This is a genomic window from uncultured Actinomyces sp. (genome assembly GCF_963526355.1).
Classification (GTDB): domain Bacteria; phylum Actinomycetota; class Actinomycetes; order Actinomycetales; family Actinomycetaceae; genus Actinomyces.
In genome coordinates this window covers 1-7,921 of the sequence record NZ_CAUROW010000083.1, presented here as the reverse complement: position 1 = coordinate 7,921, position 7,921 = coordinate 1, and the positions used below count along the sequence as shown (strand labels likewise).

Annotated in this window: 5 protein-coding genes and 1 pseudogene; 5 read left to right on the top strand and 1 reads right to left on the bottom strand. The window is 69.0% G+C overall.

What is annotated here, in order from left to right; translation table 11 throughout:
- From typA to dapC, 4 genes are all read left to right on the top strand, one after another.
- Positions 1 to 1,793 (top strand): translational GTPase TypA (gene typA / locus RWR81_RS11255; protein ID WP_314457810.1); only part of this gene is annotated, 1,793 nt, incomplete at its 5' end.
- Positions 1,794 to 1,808: 15 nt separating this feature from the next.
- Positions 1,809 to 4,370, top strand: coding sequence for a VanW family protein (locus tag RWR81_RS11250; RefSeq protein WP_314457808.1), 2,562 nt, complete (start codon positions 1,809 to 1,811; stop codon positions 4,368 to 4,370).
- A 213-nt stretch (positions 4,371 to 4,583) separates the two neighbouring features.
- A complete protein-coding gene (gene fdxA / locus RWR81_RS11245) occupies positions 4,584 to 4,934 on the top strand; it encodes a ferredoxin (RefSeq protein WP_075418232.1) in 351 nt (116 codons plus the stop codon).
- A 58-nt stretch (positions 4,935 to 4,992) separates the two neighbouring features.
- The gene (gene dapC / locus RWR81_RS11240; RefSeq protein WP_314457812.1) at positions 4,993 to 6,201 is read left to right on the top strand and encodes a succinyldiaminopimelate transaminase; all 1,209 of its coding nucleotides are present in this window, start codon (positions 4,993 to 4,995) and stop codon (positions 6,199 to 6,201) included.
- A 6-nt stretch (positions 6,202 to 6,207) separates the two neighbouring features.
- On the opposite strand, the gene RWR81_RS11235 is transcribed toward dapC, so the two are convergent.
- On the bottom strand, positions 6,208 to 7,443 hold the full coding sequence (locus RWR81_RS11235) for an ATP-binding protein (protein WP_314457805.1): 1,236 nt from the start codon (positions 7,441 to 7,443) through the stop codon (positions 6,208 to 6,210).
- Between the two features lie 252 nt (positions 7,444 to 7,695).
- On the opposite strand from RWR81_RS11235, the pseudogene RWR81_RS11230 reads away from it, so the two are divergent.
- Positions 7,696 to 7,921, top strand: a pseudogene (locus tag RWR81_RS11230) (citrate (Si)-synthase); the annotation flags it as partial.

Genomic DNA, 7,921 nt, shown 5'->3' with positions numbered 1-7,921 from the left:
GTGAGCGCGTCATGGACTCCGGCGAGCTGGAGCGCGAGAAGGGCATCACGATCCTGGCCAAGAACACGGCGGTCCACTACTCGGGGCCCGCCGCCGTGGACGCCGGCTGCCCGGAGGGCATCACCATCAACGTCATCGACACCCCCGGTCACGCCGACTTCGGTGGCGAGGTTGAGCGCGGGCTGTCCATGGTCGACGGCGTCGTCCTCCTCGTCGACGCCTCCGAGGGGCCCCTGCCCCAGACCCGCTTCGTGCTGCGCAAGGCCCTGGCTGCGAACCTGCCGGTCATTCTCGTGGTCAACAAGGTGGATCGTCCCGACTCCCGGCTCGACGAGGTCGTCTCCGAGTCCACCGACCTGCTGCTGTCCCTGGCCAGCGACCTGGCCGACGAGCACCCCGACATCGACCTCGACGCCGTCCTGGATGTCCCCGTCATCTACGCCTCGGCCAAGGCCCGTCGCGCCGACACCGAGGCCCCCGCCGACGGCGAGCTGCCGGCCGGCGAGGACCTTGAGCCGCTCTTCCGCACCATCATCGAGCGGATCCCCGGCCCCTCCTACGAGGAGGGCGCGCCCCTGCAGGCCCACGTCACCAACCTGGACGCCTCGCCCTTCCTGGGACGCCTGGCGCTGCTGCGCATCCACAACGGCACCCTGCGCAAGGGCCAGACGGTGGCCTGGGCCCGCCACGACGGCTCGCTCGCCTCGGCCCGCATCTCCGAGCTCCTCGTCACCGAGGGGTTGGACCGCAAGCCCGCCGAGGAGGCGCACGCCGGTGACATCGTCGCCGTCGCCGGGATCGAGGAGATCACCATCGGCGAGTCCCTCGTCGACCCCGAGGACCCGCGCCCCCTGCCGCTCATCACCGTGGACGACCCTGCCATCGCCATGACCATCGGTATCAACACCTCCCCGATGGCCGGGCGCACCAAGGGCGCCAAGGTCACCGCCCGCCAGGTCAAGGACCGCCTGGATCGCGAGCTCATCGGTAACGTGTCCCTGCGGGTCCTGCCCACCACCCGGCCCGACGCCTGGGAGGTCCAGGGGCGCGGCGAGCTGGCACTGGCGATCCTCGTGGAGCAGATGCGCCGCGAGGGCTTCGAACTGACCGTCGGAAAGCCCCAGGTCGTCACCCGCACTATTGACGGCAAGCGCCACGAGCCCATCGAGCGCATGACCATCGACGTCCCCGAGGAGTACCTGGGGGCGGTCACCCAGCTCATGGCCGCCCGCAAGGGGCAGATGGAGACCATGACCAACCACGGCACCGGCTGGATCCGTATGGAGTTCCTGGTGCCGGCCCGCGGCCTCATCGGCTTCCGCACCCAGTTCCTCACCGAGACCCGCGGCACCGGCATCGCCTCCTCCATCGCCGAGGGCTACGCCCCCTGGGCCGGGCAGATCGTCTCGCGCACCACCGGCTCCCTCGTCTCCGACCGTGCCGGTGCCGTGACCGCCTACGCCCTCATCCGCCTCCAGGATCGCGGCAGCTTCTTCGTCGAGCCCACCCAGGAGACCTATGAGGGGCAGGTCGTGGGGGAGAACCCCCGCGGTGAGGACATGGACGTCAACGTGGTCCGTGAGAAGCAGCAGACCAACATGCGCTCGTCGACCGCCGACACCTTCGAGGCCCTCGTGCCTCCGCGTCGCCTCACCTTGGAGGAGGCCCTCGAGTTCGCCGCCGACGACGAATGCGTCGAGGTCACCCCGGACGCCGTGCGCATCCGTAAGGTCATCCTGAATTCCCAGGAACGTTTTCGCGAGAACGCCCGCCGCCGTCGAGCTGAGGCCTGAGAGGAACCACTACCCATGAGCCAGTCCATCAACCGTGGGGAGAAGTCTGCCGCCTCAGACTCCGCAGCCGCCGCCGTCGAGCCCGTCGTGCCCGCTGAGCCTGCCGAACCGGCGCAGGCCTCCGACGCCGAGCAGCCCGAGGTGCGGGCTGAGGGCCGGACGGCTTCTGATACTGCTTCCTCCGAGGCCATCAGCCCTGATGACACCTCGACTGTCAACCTCGATGATGACGCCGACGACGGCGACCAGGTCGCCCAGCAGCCCGATCAGAAGGCTCCGGGAGAGCCTGAAGCCGCAGCGGAGGACGGCTCTGCACGGGAGACCGCTGCAGATGACAGCGCGAAGACTGCCCAGGACGATGCGGCCAAGAACGTCGCAACGACGGATGACGCCCATGGTGCGAGTCCGAGTGATTCCACCGTCGAGCCCGAGCCGGTCTCCGCTGAGCCGGTGGCGACGCCGGCGGTGGTGGCCTTTGTCGACGAGGGTGCCACGCCGGCCGAGGCGCTCTCTCCCTACGACTCTCCCCACGATCTGACCGGAGGGGATGCGGCTGCTCAGTCCTTGGTTGGCCAGGCCGCTGACCGTACGTCGTGGAACCCCGGCTCCGGCGCCATACCGCCCTCGATCGCACCGAAGAGTCCGTCCTCCGCGCAGTCCCCGTCCGTGCCCCGACCGGATGCCGTCGACGCCGCCGCACCTGTCGCAGTCGTGGACGAGGAGGCCTCCGAGACGTCGTCTGAGCCCACCGGGGTTGATGTCGAGTCAGTGATCGAAGCAGCCTTCCCGACCGCTGTCCCCGAGTCCGAGACCAAGTCCGCGAAGAAGGCGGACCAGGCGGCTGAAGGAGTGAACGCCTCACGTCGTCGGCGCCTCATCCCCGCCGTCTGCGCCGCTGGGGCCGCAGCCTTCCTGCTGGTCTGGGGCGGTATCGCCTGGTGGACCTCCCAGCACATCGCCTCGGGGACCAGTGTCTCCGGCGTCGACGTCTCCGGCCTGAGCCCCAAGGAGGCCACCGACCGCATCAACAAGGGCGTCGGTGACCAGCTCGCCCAGCCGGTCACCCTTACCGTGGGGCAAGGCAGCTCCGAGCTCGTGCCCGCCGGCTCGGGCGTCTCAGTCGACACCAACGCGTCGGTCAAACAGCTCACCGGCTTCACTCTCAACCCCCTCACTCTGGTCCAGCGCCTGGGCGGCCGGCGCATCGACGCCGTCATCCGGGTCGATGCCGACACGCTGCGCGGCGCGCTGGAGGACCGGGTCGACACGATGGCCAATGGCGCGGTCTCCGCGACCGTCACCCTCGAAGGCACCAGGCCTGTCACCACGCCCGCGACCAACGGCATCGGCCTCGACGTCGACGCCTCCCTCAAGCGGCTCACCGGCTCCTGGCCGCTGGGGCAGCGGACCATCGCCATGCCCGAGGGCACCGCGGTCCCCGCTATCACCGATGAGGAGGCCACTAGGTTCGTGGACGGCACGCTGAAGCCGCTGCTCTCCAGTGGGCTGACGGTCAATAGCACCGGTGCCGGAACGCAGGGCAAGGCCACAGGCGCGGCCGCGGCCTTCTCGCCCCAGGACACCGCTGGCATGCTGCGGATCTCCTCCGAGGGAGGTGTGTTGAGCGCAGCCTTCGACACAACGGCGCTGCACGACGCCGTCGTCGCCAGGATCGGCCAGGTCGAGACGCCCGCCCAGAACGCCACCTGGAAGATCGATGGCTCCGCCGACGGTGCCCCCGGCGCTCAGCCCCAGTACGTTCCCTCTGCTCAGGGCAATGTCATCGATACTGCCGCTCTGTCCGCGAGCCTGCTCAAGGCGGGCACCTCCGCCACCGACGTCGTCGGTCGGACCGTGACCCTGCCGATGATCGTGGCTGAGCCGACGGTGACGACGCCGCAGAACGAGTGGGGCATCAGCGAGGCGATCGGCGAGTACGCCACCCCGTACAACGGCGGGGATGCGCCGCGCACCCAGAACCTCACCCGCGGAGCCGAGCTCGTCAACGGCACGGTCGTTAAGCCCGGTGAGGTCTTCTCCCTGGAGAAGACCCTCGGCGAGGTCGACTACGATCACGGGTTCGCCGACGCCGGGGTCATCTCCAATGGCCAGCACGTCGACTCCCTGGGCGGCGGCCTGAGCCAGGTGGCCACCACCGTCTTCAACGCCGGCTTTGAGGCCGGGATGGATGACACCGAGCACCACGCCCACCAGTACTACTTCGATCGCTACCCGGCCGGGCGCGAGGCGACTCTGTGGACCGGCAAGCTCGACGTGAAGTTCACGAACTCGACCTCCAACGCGGTGCTGCTCCAGGCCTGGCTGGACGGCGAGCAGATCCACGTGCGGCTGTGGTCGACCAAGTACTACGAGGTGTCGATCACGTCCTCGGATCGCTTCAACTTCCGCCCGGTGTCCACTGAGCGCAAGTCCGGCCCCGGCTGCGAGCCCTACTCGGGCGGGAACCCCGGCTTCGACATCACCGTCACCCGCACCCGCAAGCACGATGGCAAGGCCCTGCCCGACGACGTCCTGACCACCCAGTACGCCGCCGACAACAACATCGTCTGCTCCTGACGCGGCCTCAAAGCGCCTCGGCATCCTCAACCGTTGTTACCTATGACATTCGCGCTGTGGCAGTGACGTAATCGTGGCGCGACAACCCCGAGTTTTCTGCGTGCTGACGGCCACTCCTGCGCCTCTTGGGCCGATGTGCCCTGGAGGGCGATACTTGCCTCGACCCCGCCACCCGCGCGGGAGGTTCCCCAGAGAAGAAAGGACACTGCTGCCATGACGTACGTCATTGCCCAGCCCTGCGTCGACGTCAAGGACCGTGCCTGCGTCGACGAGTGTCCCGTCGACTGCATCTACGAGGGTGAACGCAGCCTCTACATCAACGCCGACGAATGCGTCGACTGCGGAGCCTGCGAGCCCGTCTGCCCCACCGAGGCGATCTTCTACGAGGACGATGTTCCCGAGGAGTGGGAGGACTACACCCGCGCCAACATCGACTTCTTCGAGCTCAAGGGACTGGGCTCGCCCGGGGGCGCCCAGAGGACCGGCGCGCTGGACTACGACGATCCCATGATCGCCGCCCTGCCCCCGCAGAACGTGGAGTGGAGAGAGGCCAACGGCTACTGAGTGGACAGGTGGGGTCGGGGGTGGAGACGCCCCGGCGTGTGAGGAAGAATCAGTGTCCGTGACCACCACCGCGACACCTGAGAACGTCTCCAGCCACCACCTGCCCCGCCGACTCGCCCTGCCCGACTTCCCCTGGGACTCGCTGCACCCCTACCGGGAGCGTGCGGCCGAGCACCCGGACGGCGTCGTCGACCTCGCGGTGGGCACGCCCGTCGACCCCACCCCCGAGATCGCTCGGACCGCCCTGTCCGCCGCGGCCAACGCCCCCGGTTACCCGACGACGGTCGGCGCCCCGGTGGTACGCGCCGCCATCGCCGAGTGGATGGAGCGCCGCCGAGGCGTGACCGGCCTGGGTGGCGACGAGGTCATACCCACCATCGGTTCCAAGGAGTCCGTGGCCCTCCTGCCGCTGCACCTGGGGGTGCGCCCCGGCGACCTCGTCCTGCACCCGCGGGCCGCCTACCCCACCTACGACGTCGGCGCCCGCCTCGTAGGGGCCACCCCCGTCCCTGTGGACACCGACGCCGACCCCGCCACCTGGGGCATCGCCGACGACGCGCCCGTGGCCATCGTCTGGCTCAACAGCCCCGGTAACCCCGACGGACACGTCCTGGATGCCGGGCAGATGGCCCGGATCGTCGCCTGGGCCAGGGAACGTGGTGCCGTCGTCATCTCCGATGAGTGCTACGCCGAGCTCGCCTGGGAGTCGCCGTGGGACGCCCAGCCGATCCCGAGCCTCCTGGACCCCAGGGTCGGAGGGGGTGCGGGCCGAACCGGTCTGCTCGCCCTGTACTCCCTGTCCAAGCAGTCCAACCTCGCCGGCTACCGGGCGGCCTTCCTCGCTGGTGACGCGGGGCTTGTGGACGCCGTCACCGAGGTGCGCAAGCACACCGGGATGCTCATGCCGACTCCGGTCCAGGCCGCCCTTGTGGCCGCGCTCGGCGATGAGGCGCACATGGAGGTGCAGAAGGAGGTCTACCGGGAGCGCCGCGAGGTACTCGTCGAGGCGACTGCTGCCGCCGGGCTCGTCAACGACCCGGCCTCCGTGGCCGGCCTGTACCTGTGGCTCCAGGGGCCCGAGTCGATGAGCGCCTACGACCTTGTGGGAGCCTTTGCCGAGCTGGGGATCGTCGTGGCCCCCGGAGACTTCTACGGCGAGGCCGGGGCCGGGCGGGTGCGCATGAGCCTGACCGACACCGACGAGCGCGTGGAGGCCGCCGCCGCGCGCCTGCGCTCGCCCGAGGCCGCCGCCCTCTTCGCCGGCTGATCCTGGTTAGCCCACCTCGGGCCACTCGGAGGTGAGATAGGCCCCGACGGCGCGGTGCTGGAAACGATAGTGCTTGCCGCGACGGATGATCCTGCGGGTCAGGTCGAGTCGCTGCGCGGTGGGGCCCGCGTCGGTGGCTCTCTTGTGGCCGAGCCGCTTCGCGATGTTCGTCAGAGAACGTTCCTCAGGTGCGAGCTCGGCCATCGCTTCGACGAACTCCCTTTCGCGCGGTGGGAGCCGGTCGAGGATACGCTGCACGTGTGCCTCCGCCTCGTGGGCCGCCTGCCTGCTCCACCCGGTGCGGACGTGCTCGGCCGTGATGATGCTGTCGGTGCCGGCGTGCCAGGCGCACTGTCCGGCGAGTTGGAAGAGGAACGGCTCCCCACAGGAGAGCTCGACGATGGCGTGCTGGGCGGCGGGTTCCATGAAGATCCGGTCTGTGCCGCCGTCGGCCGTGGTGATGGACCATCCCTGGCTGATGAAGGGGTGGAGCGCGGCCAGGAGCTCGTCGTCGTCGATCGTCTCCAGCGTGGTGGTCTGAAATCGACGTGCGAAGGTGGCACCGGATCGGGCTCCAGCCATGTTCGCGAACTCAGGCAGCCCGGTCAGGTAGACGGCGATGGGGAGGGCCGAGGTGACGCTCAGTCCGCCGGGAATGGTTGTGGGCTCCTCGTGAGCGAGAGCGTCGCCGAGAGCGATGAGCAGCTGGGAACGCGTGTGCTCATCGGCGATGTTCTGGACCTCGTCGATGTGGATCATCACCATGGCGTGGCGCTTGGTCGCTGCACGGCCGATCTCGATGAGCAGATCGGTCAGGGCGGTATAAGGCTCGGCTCCGTCCTGGGCGCGCACGGACAGGGAGATGCCTGAGGCGGCCACGGACTCAACGCGGCGCAGCAGGTCGCCGATGCGCTGCTCCCTGGCCGCTGGGAGGCCCGCCGTGTCAGCGAGGGTCAGCAGAGCCGAGGCGACTCGCTTGATGGGGTCGCTTCCTGACGGGATACGCAGCTGCGGTGTGACCCAGTCGCCCTCCTCCGAGGCCTCGCTCGCGATCCGGCGCACCAGCGAGGATTTTCCGGACCCGGCTTCTCCCAGGATCGTGCGGCCGCGCTCGTGGATACCGGCGGCGCGGCGTGGGCGAAGGACGTCCCGCCAGTCGCTGAGGTGCTCGATGCGCCCGGCCCACACCAGGGGCACAGTGTCCGAGCCTGGGCTGAACGGCGAGTCAAGAGGTGTCCTCATGGTGATAAGTTTATCAACGATCACCTGCTTTGATAAATTTATCACCATGTGTCGAACTTGATAAGTTTATCAAGACGCAGGTGGTTGTCTGGCGAATGCCCTCGGTGAGCCAAAGCGATAGTCCGCGGTGGGCCAATGAAACGACGCCGTGACAGCGCACCCCGTACAGTGGGCGCTGGGTCCGTCGGAACCCCCGTGGATCCATGCCTTGCCGTTGCGATGCGCGTTGCCCCGAGCCCCAGGAGACACAAGATGACGAGCACCCCCACACCCGCCGCGGCCCCGACGGAACAACCGGAGCCGACGCAGACCGGCGTCGTCGGTGGGTCCGGTCTGCTGAGCGTCGACGGCAAGAACCTTGAGCTGCCCCGTGCCCGGGCGACCGACGGCGCCGACGGTCTGGGTGTGTCCAAGCTGCTGGGCGCCACCGGCGTGGTGACGCTGGACCCGGGCTTCACCAACACGGCGTCGTGCACCT

Excerpts from the sequence above, each read along its gene's own strand:
- fdxA (WP_075418232.1), top strand. The coding sequence starts at position 4,584 with ATGACGTACGTCATTGCCCAGCCCTGCGTCGACGTCAAGGACCGTGCC.
- RWR81_RS11235 (WP_314457805.1), bottom strand. The coding sequence starts at position 7,443 with ATGAGGACACCTCTTGACTCGCCGTTCAGCCCAGGCTCGGACACTGTG.
- RWR81_RS11250 (WP_314457808.1), top strand. The coding sequence starts at position 1,809 with ATGAGCCAGTCCATCAACCGTGGGGAGAAGTCTGCCGCCTCAGACTCC.